The organism is Pseudomonas sp. WOUb67 (assembly GCF_050058005.1).
GTDB classification, from domain to species: Bacteria; Pseudomonadota; Gammaproteobacteria; order Pseudomonadales; family Pseudomonadaceae; genus Aquipseudomonas; species Aquipseudomonas putida_R.
Window position 1 is genome coordinate 2,538,164 of sequence record NZ_CP170112.1, and the last position, 15,662, is coordinate 2,553,825.

Genomic DNA, 15,662 nt, shown 5'->3' on the forward strand with positions numbered 1-15,662 from the left:
GTGCGTTAGTGCGGGTGGTGGGCGGGCCGCGTCGGTATGTCGCACCACCGGATGGGCTGATTGTATACAACTTCTGAAATCTTTTGTAAGCCTGTTTTTCCGCATTTCTTTCCTTTTGTCGCCGCGCAGCGACCTGGAAACACAGTGCAAGAAACCTGCCTGATTGGTCAGCTAATGACGTTTGCCTCGTTACGGGGCCTGTATCTGCGACCGATGGGTCGTTTATGGGCAGAAAACGCCGGGTGCGACGGATGGGTTCAAAAAATTGTGTACAATTTTGCGATGGAATGTCTTAATGGCGTCATTCCCGCCTGCCGCAGGCACTATGCCGGTGCGATGGCTGAGTATTTTTTGCCCACAGATTGAACAAGAGGCGACACGCAATGGGACGTTTGACCACACACGTACTGGATGCCGCGCATGGCTGCCCGGGCAGCTCGATCAAGGTCGAGCTGTACCGTGTCGAAGGCCAGCAGCTGGAGCTGGTGAACACCGCCCTGACCAACAGCGACGGCCGCGTCGACGCGCCCCTGCTGCAGGGTGACGACTACCGCACTGGTGTGTACCAGTTGCAGTTCAGCGCTGGCGATTACTACCGCGCCCGTGGCGTGCAGTTGCCTGCCCAGGCGTTCCTGGATGTTGTGGTGCTGCGTTTTGGCATCGACGAGGCGCAAGAGCATTACCACGTGCCGCTGCTGATCTCGCCGTACAGCTATTCGACCTATCGTGGAAGCTAGTTGGTCGCTAGAAGAATCTTCGTAGGTCCTTTAGCCCGCTCTCACACTGGCGGGCTTTTTTTATTTGCGAATGGTGGTTTGTAGATTTGCAGGCGCGGACAGTATCCGGCCTGTTTTGTAGTTCGAATGAACTCCAGCACCTGCCATGATCCCACCTGCAGAGTTGAAGCTGAGCCCCACGGCTGCAGCCCCCGCCTGTTCATTGTTACCGCGTTGAAAGGCCTCTACTGCCACCTGGCCCCACTCGAAACTTGAACCGAAAAATAGCGTCGGTTCACTCAAGCTGTTTTTCTTGTTTGGGCTCAAACTTGCTGAAGCATCCTGTGATCGCTGGATATAGCTGTCAGCCTTCCAGTCAGGAATGCTGGTATCCCCATTACTACCCAATGCCTTGTTGATGACCGCTGTCGCTTGTCCCCATTGCGAAGACGTGTCGACCTGTTCGTGCAAGCGTTGGCGGGTGGGGGAGAACTGTTCAATAGGAACATCGCCAGGGATGAATATATTCTTGAGCGTTTTGGCGACGCCTTTAAAAAAACCATTGCGTCCATTGGGGTCGATAAGGTTTACCGGGTCTCCCAGGCAATATGCATAGGCATTCAAGCCACCTTCTAGAAATGGGCTGTAATCATCGGGACTCAAGAACCTCATCAGCACGGGGCTGAATGCCCTGTGGCCGTTGCCGAGCGGGTAAAATCCGGAAACCGTATCCCGGAACTCTCCATTGAAACCAATCCGGCTTTTGTCTGCTCCGGTGAAGCCGTATGCGGTATAGACCGATGGGGGGAGGGCGATGTTGAGCATTGGTAAGCCTCTGGCGATAACGCCTGTGAGATTCCCCTGATTTGTAACAAACCCTGATGTACCTTGCACCTGACAAAAATATCAGTCCACCGGTAGATGCGGTTCCTGCAGATGCGTCGAAAATGACAAAAGGCGCCGAAGCGCCTTTCATCGATGCAGTGAAGGTCAGAGGAACACAAACTTGGCAATGAAGATCGCGCACAGCACCCACAGGCTGGCGGAGATTTCCTTGTACTTGCCGGTACCTGCCTTCAGCGCGACGTAGCTGATGAAGCCCAAGGCAATACCATCCGCTACCGAGAAGGTCAGCGGCATCATGATGACTGTGACGATCGCCGGAATGCTGTCGGTGGCTTCGTCCCAGTGGATGTGCGCCATGCTGCCCATCATCAGCATTGCCACGTAGATCAGCGCACCGGCCGTTGCGTAGGCTGGAATCATCCCGGCCAGTGGGGCAAAGAACATCGCGGCGATGAACAGCAAACCGACCACCACCGCAGTCAGGCCAGTACGACCGCCCGCCGCCACACCCGCAGCACTTTCCACATAGCTGGTGACCGGCGGCACACCCACCACCGCACCGAACACGCTCGATGCACTGTCAGCCTTCAGCGCCTTCGACAGGTTTTCGATACGCCCGTCCGGCGCCACCAGGTTGGCCCGCTGTGCCACGCCCATCAGGGTGCCGGCAGTGTCGAACATGTGCACGAACAGGAACGCCAGCACCACGCTGATCATGCTGACGTTGAACACGCCAGCCACATCCATGGCCATCCAGGTCGGTGCCAGGCTTGGCGGCATCGACATCACCCCGCCAAACTTGACCAGGCCCAGGCCCCAGCCCGCCAGGGTGACGCCGATGATGCTGATCAGGATCGCGCCGAACACGCGCTTGTAGCTGAGGATGGCGATCAGCAGGAAGCAGATTGCCGCCAGCAGCGGGCCTGGCTCATGCAGCGAGCCCAGCTTGATCAGGGTGGCCGGGCTGTCGACGATGATGCCCGCCGTCTTCAGGCCGATCAGCCCGAGAAACAATCCGACGCCGGCCCCCATGGCATGGCGCAGGCTGACCGGAATGCTGTTCAGCAGCCATTCGCGCACTTTTGACAAGGTCAGGAACATGAACAGCACGCCCGAGACGAATACCGCCCCCAGCGCCGTTTCCCAGTTGTAGCCCATGGTGCCGACCACGGTGTAGGTGAAGAAGGCGTTAAGCCCCATGCCCGGTGCCAGGCCCACCGGCCAGTTGGCGTACAGGCCCATCAGCAGGCAGCCCAGCGCGGCGGCGATGCAGGTGGCGACGAAGGCGGCACCATGGTCGATGCCGGCGTCGGCCATGATGTTGGGGTTGACGAAGATGATGTAGGCCATGGTGATGAAGGTGGTCACCCCGGCGATCATTTCGGTCTTGACGGTGCTGCCGTGTTGCTTGAGTTTGAAAATCCGCTCCAGCCAGCTTGTTTCGAGCGGTGGGGCGAGATCCAGCGTAGGGGCTTCGGATTTGCGGCTTTCCACAGCGAGTACTCCTCAAGTCTTTCTTGTTGTTGTTGGGGCCAGTTTCCTGAGCGATGCACTTGGCGGCCCCACGAGGGAAGGCAGACGTCTGACCGTTTTGTTGACTCATGGGTCAAGAAGTTGCTCGGTGGATTATGCTTTTGTGTACAAAGAATGCAAATAATGTTTTATGTTTTGTGTGCGCAATGCGTCGTACAACGGCTATATAGGTAAAACGCCCCCTGCGGAATCGCCTCAGCCTGTGTACAATGGCGCCATACTTTCTCTTCGTGCCTCGAGAGCCCATGAACGAACAGCTGCAACCTCTGAAGAAACCTGCACGTGTCGGCAAGGCCGGCCGCAGTGGTACCCAGGACGACATCGTCTACGCGCACATTTTCGAGGCGATCCTCGAGCAGCGCCTGGCGCCGGGCACCAAGTTGAGCGAGGAAGCGCTGGGCGAAATCTTCGGCGTCAGCCGCACCATCATCCGCCGCGCCCTGTCGCGCCTGGCCCACGAAAGCGTGGTGCTGCTGCGGCCGAACCGCGGTGCGGTGGTGGCCAGCCCGACGGTGGAAGAGGCGCGCCAGGTGTTCTTCTCGCGGCGCATGGTGGAGCGGGCCATTACCGAACTGGCCGTGCAGCACGCCACCCTGGACCAGCTCAACGAACTGCGGCAGATGGTGCGCGAAGAGCGCGACAGCTTCTCGCGCGGTGACCGCGGTGCCGGCATTCGTCTTTCCGGCGAATTCCACCTCAAGCTGGCTGAAGCTGCGGGCAATGCGCCGCTGGTGAGCTTCCAGCGCAGCCTGGTGTCGCAAACCTCGCTGATCATTGCCCAGTACGAAAGCGGCAACCGCTCGCACTGCTCATATGACGAGCACATGCAGCTGATCGATGCCATCGAGGCGCGTGATGCCGAGCAGGCCGTGAGCCTGATGATGCACCACATGGACCACATCGACAGCAAGCTGAACCTGGACGAGGAAAGCGCCTCGGACGATCTGCATGCGGTGTTCTCGCATTTGCTGAAAAAGCCCAAGGTTTCGGCCAAGGGTTGATCGTTTGCCAAGGTGATTGAAGGGGGCTGCTTTGCAGCCCATTCGCAGCACAAGGCTGCTCCTACAGGTGTTACGCGATCCCTGTTGGAGCAGCCTTGTGCTGCGAATGGGGCGCGAAGCGGCCCCCAGTCATTTCTGGCCATCAGCCAAAGGTCTGCTAAATTCTTGTGAGCAAACCTTCATCAAGCAGTTGGGCTTGCGCATTCGTTGCGTTCAACTTCTTGAGGAATGGGTTCATGAGCATGTCCCTCGGTAAACGCATGGGGGCCGAACTGATCGGCACCTTCTGGCTGGTGCTTGGTGGCTGTGGCAGTGCGGTACTCGCTGCCAGTTCCCCTCTCGGTATCGGCGTTCTCGGTGTTGCTTTCGCCTTCGGCCTCACAGTGCTGACCATGGCCTTCGCCATCGGCCATATCTCTGGCTGCCACCTTAACCCTGCCGTGTCGTTCGGGCTGGTGGTCGGTGGGCGCTTTCCTGCCAAAGAGCTGCTGCCCTACGTGATCGCGCAAGTGATTGGCGCCATCCTGGCGGCGGGGGTGATCTACCTCATCGCCAGCGGCAAGGCCGGTTTCGAGCTGTCTTCGGGGTTGGCTTCGAATGGCTACGCCGACCACTCGCCCGGTGGTTATACGCTGGGTGCGGGTTTCATCAGTGAAGTGGTGATGACGGCGATGTTCCTGGTGGTGATCATGGGTGCCACAGACTCCCGTGCGCCGGCAGGTTTCGCGCCCATTGCCATCGGCCTGGCCCTGACTCTGATCCACCTGATCTCCATTCCGGTGACCAACACCTCGGTCAACCCCGCGCGTAGCACGGGGCCGGCCTTGTTCGTCGGTGGCTGGGCCCTGCAACAGCTGTGGCTGTTCTGGGTGGCGCCGCTGATCGGGGCTGCAATCGGCGGCGCGCTGTACCGGGGCCTTGCAAAAGAGCCTTAGCGCTGGTGCACGCAACGCCCTGCGGCGTAGGTTTCACGCACAGTGCGGTCGTCGCCCAGGGTGGTGAGCACGAACAAGGTCTCTTCAATGCTGTTGGACTGCTGAATGCGGTAGTCCAGCAGCGGCGTGGCCTTGTAGTCCAGCACCACGAAGTCGGCATCGTTGCCCGGGCGCAGGCTGCCGATGCGGTCGTCCAGGCGCAGGGCGCGGGCGCCGCCGAGGGTGGCCAGGTACAGCGATTTGTACGGGTGCAGGCGTGCGCCTTGCAACTGCATCACCTTGTACGCTTCGTTCAGGGTGTTGAGCAGCGAGAAGCTGGTGCCGGCGCCCACATCGGTACCCAGGCCCACGTTGACCTTGAAGCGCTCAGCCTGGGGCAGGTTGAACAGGCCGCTGCCGAGGAACAGGTTGGAGGTGGGGCAGAAGGCCACGGCCGAGCCGGTTTCGGCCAGGCGCTGGCATTCGTCGTCGCACAGGTGCACGCCGTGGGCAAACACCGAGCGCTCGCCCAGCAGCTCGAAGTGGTCGTACACGTCCAGGTAACCCTTCTGCTCGGGGAACAGCGACTTGACCCAGTCGATTTCCTTGAGGTTTTCCGACAGGTGCGTGTGCATGTACACGCCCGGGTGTTCCTTGAGCAACTGGCCGGCCAGGGTCAGCTGTTCCGGCGTGCTGGTCGGGGCGAAGCGTGGGGTAACCGCGTAGTGCAGGCGGCCCTTGCCATGCCAGCGCTCGATCAGCGCCTTGCTCTCGGCATAGCCGGATTCGGCAGTGTCGGTCAGGTAGTCCGGCGCGTTGCGGTCCATCATCACCTTGCCGGCGATCAGGCGCAGGTCCAGGCGCTCAGCCTCCTCGAACAGCGCATTGACCGATTCCGGGTGCACGCTGCCGAATACCAGCGCGGTGGTGGTGCCGTTGCGCAGCAGTTCCTTGAGGAAGATTTTCGCCACCTGGTCGGCGTGCGCTTTGTCGGCGAACTGCTTTTCGCAGGGGAAGGTGTAGGTGTTCAGCCAGTCCAGCAGTTGCTCGCCGTAGGAGCCGATCATGCCGGTCTGCGGGAAATGGATATGGGTGTCGATGAAGCCCGGGGTGATCAGCGCGTCCTGGTAGTGCTCCACCGGGATGCCGGCGTCCAGGGTCGGCAGCAGGTCGCTGGCGTGGCCGATGGCGCTGATGCGGCCATCGTCGACCACCAGCAGGCCGTCTTCGAAGTACTCATGGGAAGCCTCCAGGCCTACCTCGGCCGGGTCGGCGATGCTGTGCAGGATGGCGGCACGGTAGGCTTTGCGGGTAACGGTCATAACACACTCGTCAAATAGCTTGGCTGCGCCGGGAGGGCGGCAGCAACTGGGCAATGGGGCCGGCATTGGCGGCAGCGTCGTGCTGGCCGAAGCAGGCGTTGTAGGTGGCGATGATTTCGCCGGCGATGGACACGGCGATTTCGATGGGCAACTTGCCCTTTACCTCGGGCAGGCCCATCGGGCAGCGCATGCGTGCCAGCACGGCCTCGTCGTAGCCGCGCTCGCGCAGGCGGTGCTCGAACTTGACCCGTTTGGTCTTCGAGCCGATCAGGCCGAACCAGGTGAAGTCGTTGCGCTTTAGAATGGCGGCGGTCAGCTCCAGGTCGAGCTGGTGGTTGTGGGTCATGACGATGCAGTAGCTGCCTGGTGGCAGGTCTGCGACTTCGTCGACCGGTTCCTCACTGACGACCTTGGTCACCCCGTTGGGGATGAACTCGGGGAATTCCTGTTCGCGCGAGTCGATCCAGCGCACCCGGCAGGGCAGCGCGGCGAGCAAGGGTACCAGAGCCCGGCCGACATGGCCCGCGCCGAACACGGCGATTTGCGCCTGCACGGCGGCCATGGGCTCGAACAGCAGCACGGTGACGCCGCCGCAGCACTGGCCCAGGCTGGCGCCAAGGCTGAAGCGCTCCAGGTGTGGGGTGGTGCGCTGTTCTTCGAGCATTTGCCGGGCGATGTGCAGGGCCTTGTATTCCAGGTGGCCGCCGCCGATGGTGTCGAACAGGCCACTGGCGCTGACGACCATCTTCGAGCCTGCGTTGCGCGGGGTCGAGCCGCGCTCCTCGATGATGGTCACCAGTACACAGGCTTCGCCACGGGACTGGTGGTCGGCGAGGGCGTTGATCCATTGGTGCATGATGCAGTTCCTCATTCCGGGTGGCTTGTTCTGGCCCTATCGCTGGCAAGCCAGGCTCCCACAGGTACTACACAGGGCTTGCCGGCGGTGCAGTACCTGTGGGAGCCCGGCTTGCCGGCGATAGGGCCCGTACAGGCGCCCACCCAGCCTCAGTGGGTGACGGTTTCCAATTCCTGTTCGGCAGGTTGGGTTTCAGCCACCGCCTTGCGCATCTGCTCACACCCCCACAGCACCCGCTCCGGTGTCGCCGGCGCGTCGATGTTTGGCTGCACGCGGTAGTCGGCAAGGCTGGCCACGGCATCCTTGATCGCACACCAGGCCGCAATGCCGAGCATGAACGGCGGTTCGCCCACGGCCTTGGAGTGGAACACGGTGTCTTCCGGGTTCTTGCGGTTTTCCACCAGCTTCACCCGCAGGTCCAGCGGCATGTCGGCCACGGCCGGGATCTTGTAGCTGGCCGGGCCGTTGGTCATCAGTTTGCCCTTGGCGTTCCACACCAGTTCTTCGGTGGTCAGCCAGCCCATGCCCTGGATGAACCCGCCCTCCACCTGGCCGATGTCGATGGCCGGGTTCAGCGAGTCGCCCACGTCGTGCAGGATGTCGGCGCGCAGCATCTTGTATTCGCCGGTCAGGGTGTCCACGATCACTTCCACGCAGGCGGCGCCGAAGGCGTAGTAGTAGAACGGCCGGCCGCGTGCCTGGCCGCGGTCGTAGAAGATTTTCGGCGTGCGGTAGAAGCCTGTGGTCGACAGCGACACCTGGGCGAAGTAGGCCTGCTGCACCAGTTGCTCGAAGCTGACGATCTGGTCGCGCATACGCACATGGCCGTTGCGGAACTCGACGTCTTCTTCGGTGACGTTGTAGTGCCGTGCCGCGAACTCGGTCAGGCGCTTCTTGAGAATTTCGGCCGCGTTCTGCGCCGCCTTGCCGTTCAGGTCGGCGCCACTGGAGGCGGCGGTTGGCGAGGTATTGGGTACCTTGTCGGTGTTGGTGGCGGTGATCTGGATACGGCTGAAATCCACCTGGAAAATCTGCGCCACCACCTGTGCCACCTTGGTGTTCAGGCCCTGGCCCATCTCGGTGCCGCCGTGGTTCAGGTGAATGCTGCCGTCGGTATAAATGTGGATCAGCGCCCCGGCCTGGTTGAGGAAGGTGGCGGTGAACGAGATACCGAACTTGACCGGCGTCAGCGCCAGGCCCTTCTTCAGCACCGGGCTGTTGGCATTGAAGCGGCGGATCGACTCGCGGCGCTCGGCGTAGTCGCTGCTGGCTTCCAGGTCGGCGGTCATCTCTTCGAGCATGTTGTGCTCGACGGTCTGGTAGTAGTGGGTGACGTTACGCTCGGTCTTGCCGTAGTAGTTGGCCTTGCGCACCGCCAGCGGGTCACGGCCCAGGTGGCGGGCGATATGGTCCATCACCTGCTCGATGGCGACCATGCCCTGCGGGCCGCCGAAGCCGCGGTAGGCGGTGTTGGAGGCGGTGTTGGTCTTGCAGCGGTGACCATGCACGGTGGCATCGCCCAGGTAGTAGGCGTTGTCGGAGTGGAACATGGCGCGGTCGACGATCGAGCCCGACAGGTCGGGCGAGTACCCGCAGTTGCCGGCCAGGTCGAAGTTGATGCCGTGCAGCCGGCCGTTGTCGTCAAACCCCACGTCATATTCGACATAGAACGGGTGGCGCTTGCCGGTCATGGTCATGTCTTCGACCCGCGGCAGGCGCATCTTGGTCGGCTGGCCGGTCAGGCGCGCCACCACCGCACACAGGCAGGCGGGGCTGGCGGCCTGGGTTTCCTTGCCGCCAAAACCGCCACCCATGCGGCGCATGTCCAGCACCACCTTGTTCATCGGTACGTCGAGCACTTCGGCCACCAGCTTCTGCACTTCGGTGGGGTTCTGCGTGGAGCAGTAGACGATCATGCCGCCGTCTTCGGTAGGCATCACCGAGGAAATCTGCGTTTCCAGGTAGAAGTGTTCCTGGCCGCCGATGTGCAGGGTGCCCTGAATGCGATGCGGGGCGCTGGCCAGGGCGGCAGCGGAGTCGCCGCGCTGGTGGGTGTGGCTGTCGAGCACGAAGTGCTTCTTGCGCAGCGCATCGACTACATCCAGCACCGGCTCCAGGTCTTCGTATTCGACGATGGCGGCCATGGCGGCGCGGCGTGCGGTTTCCAGGTCGCGGGCGGCCACGGCAAGCACCGGCTGGCCGAAGAACTCGACCTTGTCGATGGCCAGCAGCGGGTCACCGGCCACCACCGGGCCGATGTCTTTCAGGCCGGGGATGTCTTCGTGGGTGATGGCGATGCGCACACCCTCGAAGGCATAGCACGGCGCGGTGTCGATGCGCAGGATGCGCGCATGGGCGCGGTCGGCGGTGCGCGCATAGACGTGCAGCTGGTTGGGGAATTCCAGGCGGTCGTCGATGTACAGCGCCTCGCCGGATACATGCTTGTCGGCGCTGTCGTGCTTGACGCTGCGGCCAACCCCGGTGGTCAGGTCCTGGCTGAACAGCTCGGCCATCTCGGCCTGGCTCTTGGCTACGTGATGGTTAGACATAAGCGGTCACCCGGGTTTCGATGTGCGGCGTTTGCTGTTCGATGAAGTACTTGCGCAGCAGGTTCTGCGCGGTCAGCAGGCGGTACTCCTTGCTGGCGCGGAAGTCGCTGAGCGGGGTGAAGTCCTCGGCCAGGGCCTGGCAGGCGCGCTCGATGGCGGCCTGGTTCCACGGCTTGCCGCGCAGTGCTGCTTCGCAGGCGCGGGCGCGCTTGGGGATGGCCGCCATGCCGCCGAAGGCGATGCGCACGCCACTGACCACACCGTCTTCGATGCTCAGGTTGAAGGCCGCGCACACCGCAGAAATGTCGTCGTCCAGGCGCTTGGACACTTTATAGGCGCGGAACGCCCAGTCGCTGGTGGCGCGAGGCACGATGATCTTCTCGATGAACTCGCTGTCCTGGCGGGCAGTGATGCGGTAGTCGATGAAGTAGTCTTCCAGTGCCATGGTGCGCTGGCGCTCGCCTTGGCGCAGGACGATCTGCGCGTCCAGGGCAATCAGCAGGGGAGGCGAGTCGCCGATGGGCGAGGCGTTGCCGATATTGCCGCCCAGGGTGCCCTGGTTGCGGATCTGCAGCGAGGCGAAGCGGTGCAGCAGGTCGCCGAAGTCCGGGTACTCCTCGTGGAGTGCGCCGTAGCAGTCGGTAAGCGGGGTGGCAGCGCCGATTTCCAGGTGGCTGGCGGTTTTTTCGATGCGCTTGAGCTCGGCCACGTGGCCGACATAGATCATCACCGGCAAGGTCTTGTGGAACTGGGTCACTTCCAGGGCCAGGTCGGTACCACCGGCCAGCAGGCGGGCTTCGGGGTGCGAGCTGTACAGGTCGGCCAGGTCGGCCACGGTCAGCGGCACCAGGCAACGCTTGTCGCCGCTGTTCAGCTCGCCGGTCTGGGTCGGGGTAATGGCCTTGAGGCGGCTGATGGTTTGCGCCTGCTGGGCATCGAACTGGTCGCGACAGGGCTGGCGGCAGCTCTGCTCGGCGGCGTCGAGGATCGGGCGGTAGCCGGTGCAACGGCACAGGTTGCCGGCCAGGGCTTCCTGGGCCTGGTGCAGGTCGGGGCCGCTGCTGTTCTTTTGCAGGGCGAACAGCGACATGACAAAGCCTGGGGTGCAGAAGCCGCATTGCGAACCATGGCAATCGGCCATAGCCTGTTGCACGCTGTGCAGTTGGCCCTGGTGCTTGAGGCCTTCGACGCTGATCAGTTGCTTGCCGTGCAGCGACGAGACAAAGGTGAGGCACGAGTTGAGGCTGCGGTAGCGCAGGCTGTCGTTGCCTTGTTCGTCCTGGGTCAATTCGCCTACCACCACGGTGCAGGCGCCGCAGTCACCACTGGCGCAGCCCTCCTTGGTGCCGGGTTTGCCCAGGTGCTCGCGCAGGTACTGCAGCACCGTCATGTTCGGGTCCAGGGCGTGCTCATTACGCAGCTCCTGGTTGACGAGAAACTGGATCACGGGGATGGCCTCGCAATGGTTTTATTGTTGTTGGGCGGACTCTAAGCAACACCTGTCTATCAGGTCAATATTTTTCTGACTCAAAGGTCAGGAAATTGCTCAAGTCAACGCCCGGCCGAACACATTGCCTATAGAACAAGCATAGATCGCGCCGGGCGTGCGGCTGTCTGGCAGGTCAAATAAACCGCCTGGCCCCTCTGCGCGATTACCGCCCAAGTACGCTACAATCCGCCCCTTGTGCCCAGTTCAATGATTTTGAAGGAAAACCATGACGTTCAAGGCCCCGGACAGCCTCTCCGAGCAGATTGCCGATTACCTGGCCGAACGCATCATCCGCGGCGAGCTGGCGCCAGGCGAGCGTATCCAGGAGCAGAAGGTGACCTTGGCCCTCAACGTCAGCCGCGGCTCGGTGCGCGAAGCGTTGCTGATCCTCGAACGCCGGCACCTGGTGGCAATCTTGCCGCGCCGGGGTGCCCACGTGACCGTGCTGGACGAGCGCAGCGTGCGCAGCCTGTGTTCCCTGATGGGCGAGTTCTACATCCTGCTGGGCAACGCGGTTGCGCAAAAATGGCGCACCGATGCCGACCTGCGCCCGTTTCTGGATATTCAGCAGCGCCTGCAGCGCGCCCATGACCAGCTCGACATCAAGACGTTTGTCGCCGACAGCTTCGCGGTGATGCGCGCGGCCTATCCGTTCGCCGACAACCCGTTCCTGCAGGAAACCGTGGAAAACCTGCAGCCGGCCATGAGCCGTGCCTACTACCTGTCGCTGGACCAGCGCCAGGCCAACATGATCGACTACCTCGACCTGTTTGCCCGCCTGCTCGACGCCGTGGTCGCCCGCGACCTGCCGCGCATTCGCGAGGTGCTTACCGCCTACGGCCAGCGCAGCTGCGAACTGGTGCTGGCGGCGCTGGCCCGAGGCTGACCGATGCGCCTGAAGTGCATTCGCCTGGCCGGCTTCAAGTCGTTTGTCGACCCGACCACGGTCAATTTCCCCAGCAACATGGCGGCCGTGGTCGGCCCCAATGGCTGTGGCAAGTCCAACATCATCGACGCGGTGCGCTGGGTGATGGGCGAAAGTTCGGCAAAAAACCTGCGCGGCGAGTCGATGACCGACGTCATCTTCAACGGCTCCAGTGGCCGCAAGCCGGTCAGCCAGGCCAGCATCGAACTGGTGTTCGACAACAGCGAAACCACCTTGGTCGGCGAATATGCCGCCTACGCCGAAATCTCGATCCGCCGCAAGGTCACTCGCGACGGGCAGAACAGCTATTACCTCAACGGCACCAAGTGCCGCCGGCGCGACATCACTGATATTTTCCTCGGTACCGGCCTTGGGCCGCGCAGCTATTCGATCATCGAGCAGGGCATGATCTCCAAGCTGATCGAAGCCAAGCCCGAGGAGCTGCGCAACTTTATCGAGGAAGCCGCTGGCATCTCCAAGTACAAGGAGCGCCGCCGCGAAACCGAGAACCGCATCCGCCGCACCCAGGAAAACCTGGCGCGTCTGACCGACCTGCGCGAAGAGCTGGAGCGCCAGCTGGAGCGCCTGCACCGCCAGGCCCAGGCGGCCGAGAAGTACCGCGAGTACAAAGCCCAGGAGCGCCAGTCAAAGGCACGCCTGTCGGCCTTGCGCTGGCGCGGCCTGGACGAACAGGTGCGCCAGCGCGAGTCGGTGATTGGCGACCAGGATGTGTCCCATGAGGCGTTGGTGGCCGAGCAGCGCAATGCCGATGCCAGCATCGAGCGCCTGCGCGATGGCCATCACGAATTGTCCGAACGCTTCAACCAGGTGCAGGGCCGCTTCTACTCGGTAGCCGGTGACATCGCCCGGGTCGAGCAGAGTATCCAGCACGGCCAGCAGCGCCTGCGCCAGTTGCAGGACGACTTCAAGGAAGCCGAGCGCACGCGCCTGGAGACCGAATCGCACCTGGGCCACGACCGCACCTTGCTGGCCACCCTGGGCGAAGAGCTGGCCATGCTCGAGCCCGAGCAGGAAATGACCCTGGCTGCCGCCGAAGAGGCCGCCGCGGCCCTTGAAGAGGCCGAGTCGGGCATGCACGGCTGGCAGGAACAGTGGGACAGCTTCAACAGCCGCTCCGCCGAACCACGCCGCCAGGCTGAAGTGCAGCAGGCGCGCCTGCAACAGCTGGAAGCCAGCCTGGAGCGTTTGGCCGAGCGTCAGCGCAAGCTGGGCGAGGAACGCGAGCAACTGGGTAGTGACCCGCAGGATGCGGCCATGCTCGAATTGGCCGAGCAGCTGGCCAGCAGTGAAATGCTGCTGGAAGAACTGCAGCTGTCTGAAGAACAGGTGGTCGAGCGCCTGGAAAGCGCGCGCGAGCAACTGCAACAGGCCACCCAGGCCCAGCAGCAGGCGCAGGGCGACCTGCAGCGCCTGGGGGGGCGCCTGGCTTCGCTCGAAGCCTTGCAGCAGGCCGCACTGGAGCCAGGCGCTGGCGCTGCAGGCTGGCTGCAAGGCCAAGGTCTGGAGCAACAGCCACGCCTGGCAGAAGACTTGCGGGTAGAGCCGGGTTGGGAGCTGGCGGTAGAAACGGTGCTTGGCGCCGATCTGCAGGCCGTGCTGGTGGACGATTTCAACGTGCTCGATTTCACGGGCCTGGAGCAAGGTGAGTTGCGCTTGCTGCAGGCCAGCGGCAATGGCTCGTCGTTGCCCGGCAGCCTGCTGGAAAAGGTAGAGGGCCGTATCGATCTGGCGCCTTGGTTAGGGCAGGTAAAACCGGTGGAAGACCTGGCTCAGGCGCTGGCGCAGCGCGCGTCGCTTGGCGAAGGGCAGAGCCTGGTCAGCCGCGATGGCTACTGGGTTGGCCGGCACTTCCTGCGGGTGCGCCGAGGGGGTGAAGCCGAAGGCGGCGTGCTGGCGCGCGGCCAGGAGATCGAGCGCCTGGGCCAGGAGCAGCATGAGCAGGAGGCGGCACTGGAGCAGTTGGAGCAACAGCTGCAGGCCCTGCGCGAGCAGCAACTGGACCAGGAAGAGCAGCGCGAACAGTTGCGCCGCCGCACCCAGGAAGAAAACCGTCTGCATGGCGAACTGAACGCCAGCCTGTCGGCCAGCCGTGCCCGTGCCGAGCAGGTCGAGTTGCGGCGTCGGCGCCTGCTTGAAGAACTGGCCGAGCTGGAAGAGCAGCGCGCCCTGGAGCATGAGCAGCTGGGCGAAGCGCGCTTGCTGCTGCAGGAGGCCCTGGAGCTGATGGCCCAGGACACCGAGCAGCGTGAGCAGTTGATGGCCCGCCGCGACACCCTGCGCGAAGGCCTCGATCGGGTGCGTCAGGAGGCCCGCCAGCACAAGGATCACGCCCACCAGCTGGCCGTGCGCCTGGGTTCGCTGCGCGCCCAGCACGACTCCACCCATCAGGCCCTGGAGCGCCTGGAGCAGCAGGCCGCGCGCCTGACCGAGCGCCAGGAGCAACTGAGCCTGAACCTGGAAGAGGGTGAGGCCCCGCAAGAAGAACTGCGCCTGAGGCTTGAAGAGCTGCTGGAGCGGCGCATGAGCGTCGACGAGGAAATGCGCAAGGCCCGCCTGCACATGGACGAGGCCGACCGCGAACTGCGTGATGCCGAAAAGCGCCGCACCCAGGCCGAGCAGCAAGCCCAACTGCTGCGCGGCCAGCTGGAAACACTGCGCCTGGAGTGCCAGGGCCTGGATGTGCGACGCAAAACCCTGCAGGAGCAGTTGCTGGCCGATGGCTACGACCTGCAAGGCGTGCTCGCCACCCTGGAGGCCGAGGCCAGCGAGCAGGGTACCGAACAGGAACTGGAGCAGCTTGAAGCCCGCATCCAGCGCCTGGGCGCGATCAACCTGGCGGCCATCGAGGAATACGAGCAGCAGTCCGAGCGCAAGCGCTACCTGGACGCGCAGGACGCCGACCTGGTCGAAGCCCTGGAGACCCTGGAAAACGTCATCCGCAAGATCGACAAGGAAACGCGCAACCGCTTCAAGGATACCTTTGATCAGATAAATGCCGGATTACAGGCACTTTTCCCAAAAGTTTTCGGTGGTGGCAGCGCTTATCTGGAACTGACGGGCGAAGATCTACTCGATACAGGGGTGACGATCATGGCGCGACCACCGGGCAAGAAGAACAGCACCATCCATCTGCTGTCCGGCGGCGAGAAGGCACTGACCGCGTTGGCGTTGGTGTTTGCCATCTTCAAGTTGAACCCCGCACCGTTCTGCATGCTCGACGAAGTCGATGCACCGCTGGACGATGCCAACGTCGGGCGCTACGCGCGCCTGGTCAAGGAAATGAGTGAGAGCGTGCAGTTCATCTACATCACCCATAACAAGATTGCCATGGAGATGGCGGACCAATTGATGGGGGTGACCATGCATGAACCAGGTTGTTCACGTCTTGTTGCAGTTGATGTGGAGGCGGCCATGGCCATGGTCGACGCTTGATGCGCGAAGATGGGGGCACATTCTGTAGCGAAATGCCCCCGTCATGTGCGACAGACGG

Annotated in this window: 12 protein-coding genes; 6 read left to right on the top strand and 6 right to left on the bottom strand. The window is 62.8% G+C overall.

From position 1 onward, the window contains the following. Window positions 1-60 precede the first annotated feature (60 nt). Together ABOC32_RS11575 and uraH are read left to right on the top strand one after the other, a co-directional pair. Window positions 61-366 (top strand): hypothetical protein, encoded by a 306-nt coding sequence (locus ABOC32_RS11575; protein ID WP_426811102.1) that lies wholly within the window; start codon window positions 61-63, stop codon window positions 364-366. A gap of 17 nt (window positions 367-383) precedes the next feature. Continuing rightward, the gene (uraH, locus tag ABOC32_RS11580; protein WP_198749790.1) at window positions 384-737 is read left to right on the top strand and encodes a hydroxyisourate hydrolase; all 354 of its coding nucleotides are present in this window, start codon (window positions 384-386) and stop codon (window positions 735-737) included. 60 nt (window positions 738-797) lie between these two features. Here uraH and ABOC32_RS11585 read toward each other — a convergent pair whose 3' ends face one another. Both ABOC32_RS11585 and ABOC32_RS11590 read right to left on the bottom strand, forming a co-directional pair. Further along, window positions 798-1,541 carry an RHS repeat-associated core domain-containing protein gene (locus tag ABOC32_RS11585; RefSeq protein WP_426811103.1) on the bottom strand — a complete coding sequence of 248 codons (744 nt, stop codon included), beginning with the start codon at window positions 1,539-1,541 and terminating at the stop codon, window positions 798-800. A 165-nt stretch (window positions 1,542-1,706) separates the two neighbouring features. After that, window positions 1,707-3,056 (bottom strand): NCS2 family permease, encoded by a 1,350-nt coding sequence (locus ABOC32_RS11590; RefSeq protein ID WP_019471483.1) that lies wholly within the window; start codon window positions 3,054-3,056, stop codon window positions 1,707-1,709. Window positions 3,057-3,340: 284 nt separating this feature from the next. On the opposite strand from ABOC32_RS11590, the gene ABOC32_RS11595 reads away from it, so the two are divergent. Continuing rightward, window positions 3,341-4,096 (top strand): GntR family transcriptional regulator, encoded by a 756-nt coding sequence (locus tag ABOC32_RS11595; RefSeq protein WP_012273431.1) that lies wholly within the window; start codon window positions 3,341-3,343, stop codon window positions 4,094-4,096. 236 nt (window positions 4,097-4,332) lie between these two features. Further along, entirely contained in the window at window positions 4,333-5,031 is a 699-nt protein-coding gene (gene aqpZ, locus ABOC32_RS11600) for an aquaporin Z (RefSeq protein ID WP_019472843.1), read from the top strand. Here the strand turns inward: aqpZ and guaD are convergent. The 4 genes from guaD to xdhA all read right to left on the bottom strand — a co-directional run bounded on the left by guaD (window position 5,028) and on the right by xdhA (window position 11,184). After that, entirely contained in the window at window positions 5,028-6,332 is a 1,305-nt protein-coding gene (guaD, locus tag ABOC32_RS11605) for a guanine deaminase (protein ID WP_043197248.1), read from the bottom strand. The genes aqpZ and guaD overlap by 4 nt on opposite strands. A 10-nt stretch (window positions 6,333-6,342) precedes the next feature. Then, window positions 6,343-7,188, bottom strand: a complete 846-nt coding sequence (gene xdhC / locus ABOC32_RS11610) for a xanthine dehydrogenase accessory protein XdhC (protein WP_426811104.1) — start codon at window positions 7,186-7,188, stop codon at window positions 6,343-6,345. Window positions 7,189-7,337: 149 nt separating this feature from the next. Continuing rightward, window positions 7,338-9,737, bottom strand: coding sequence for a xanthine dehydrogenase molybdopterin binding subunit (gene xdhB / locus ABOC32_RS11615; protein ID WP_426811105.1), 2,400 nt, complete (start codon window positions 9,735-9,737; stop codon window positions 7,338-7,340). Next, complete coding sequence (gene xdhA, locus ABOC32_RS11620; RefSeq protein ID WP_043197254.1) at window positions 9,730-11,184, bottom strand: xanthine dehydrogenase small subunit; 1,455 nt, start codon at window positions 11,182-11,184, stop codon at window positions 9,730-9,732. The genes xdhB and xdhA overlap by 8 nt, the downstream gene beginning before the upstream one ends. Before the next feature lie 268 nt (window positions 11,185-11,452). Here xdhA and ABOC32_RS11625 point away from each other — a divergent pair, with 268 nt between their 5' ends. Together ABOC32_RS11625 and smc are read left to right on the top strand one after the other, a co-directional pair. Next, on the top strand, window positions 11,453-12,112 hold the full coding sequence (locus ABOC32_RS11625; RefSeq protein ID WP_016498621.1) for a GntR family transcriptional regulator: 660 nt from the start codon (window positions 11,453-11,455) through the stop codon (window positions 12,110-12,112). A 3-nt stretch (window positions 12,113-12,115) separates the two neighbouring features. Then, the gene (gene smc / locus ABOC32_RS11630; RefSeq protein WP_426811106.1) at window positions 12,116-15,604 is read left to right on the top strand and encodes a chromosome segregation protein SMC; all 3,489 of its coding nucleotides are present in this window, start codon (window positions 12,116-12,118) and stop codon (window positions 15,602-15,604) included. Window positions 15,605-15,662 lie beyond the last annotated feature (58 nt).